The 512-nt window shown below is 48.4% G+C and carries 1 protein-coding gene; it reads left to right on the top strand.

Annotated elements, in window-relative coordinates; genetic code table 11:
- Positions 1–512 (top strand): ABC transporter ATP-binding protein (locus R8N47_RS28505; RefSeq protein WP_318186521.1); only part of this gene is annotated, 512 nt, incomplete at both ends.

The raw sequence follows: 512 nt of genomic DNA, 5'->3' as shown, positions 1-512 counted from the left end.
ACTTCGTGAGCAAATGCAGATGGAGATTAAACACCTGCACGAAAAGCTCGGCATTACGATTTTGTATGTCACGCATGACCAAGATGAAGCGCTCACTATGTCTGACCGAATCGCAGTTTTTAATCAAGGCGAAGTGCAGCAACTTGCCCCGCCAACGGAGCTGTATGAATCTCCGAGTAACGCGTTTGTCGCTCAGTTTATTGGTGAAAACAATCAGCTTTCTGGTGTGGTAAAAGAGTGGCAATCAGAGCGATGCCAAGTCCAGGTCGGCCCCGCTCACTTCGTTGCCAAACCGGTTCGAGTGACCCAAAACGGCGAGCGCACCACCTTGTCTATTCGACCAGAGAAAATTTCCATCCAGCCTGATGACGAATCGTGTGATAACCAAATTGAAGGCGTACTGCGTGAGCTAATTTATCACGGAGATCATTATCGTCTAGTGGTCGACGTTGAACTGGTTGGTCAGTTTGTTGTGAAAGTGCCGAACGACAACCGAACGCATCTGAACCTTA

Source organism: Vibrio sp. 2132-1, from assembly GCF_033344315.1.
Note: the sequence above shows the minus strand (reverse complement) of the source record. Positions and strands in the feature narration are given on the sequence as shown.